Annotated in this window: 1 protein-coding gene; it reads right to left on the reverse strand. The window is 62.8% G+C overall.

Features of this window, described 5'->3' with window-relative positions; genetic code table 11:
• Positions 1 to 109: 109 nt before the first annotated feature.
• Positions 110 to 575 (reverse strand): MFS transporter (locus EN935_RS39425; protein WP_127374422.1); only part of this gene is annotated, 466 nt, incomplete at its 5' end.

A 575-nucleotide genomic window follows, 5' to 3' on the forward strand; every position in this document is an offset into this window, starting at 1 on the left:
CCTATGTCGTGCTCGGGCTTGGCAGACAGCCACGCCAATCTGAGGCGGATCGAGCTGCCGCTCTTTTCGCAGGCGACCGCCAGCAGCTCAACGGTCGCTTTGTCGACGCTTACGGAGCCGACATTCCCTGGTAGGCGGCTCCTTTGCGTCGAAGCGTCTGCGCTAGCGCACTTGCGACCAGTATATAAACCAGACATCCGAACGCCTGGGTCCGCATCGTGACCCCGCAGTCCACCAGAGATCCGATGATCGCCGGGGCCAGGCCGCTTGCAATCACGTTGCCGCTTTCGGCGATGGACCTTACGCCACCCAAGCGATCGGGACCGAACAGCTCCACCCAGAGCGCGGTAGCAAGCGTCGGCGCCACGCCGCCGGAAACTGCCATCAAGGTGAAAGCGAACGGCAAGACATAGGGCGAGTCCAGCGTTCCGAAGAGCAACATGGCCAGCGCCATCGGCAACATGAAGACGGGAAGAAGCCGTACGGCCCCAACCTTGTCGATGACCGGGCCGATGAGGAGCAGGGAGGCGCTCTGGGTTATAGCGAAGCAGGCGAACCAACCGGCAACCCAAGCC

The sequence above is a fragment of the Mesorhizobium sp. M7D.F.Ca.US.004.03.1.1 genome, from assembly GCF_003998635.1.
Taxonomy (GTDB): domain Bacteria; phylum Pseudomonadota; class Alphaproteobacteria; order Rhizobiales; family Rhizobiaceae; genus Mesorhizobium; species Mesorhizobium loti.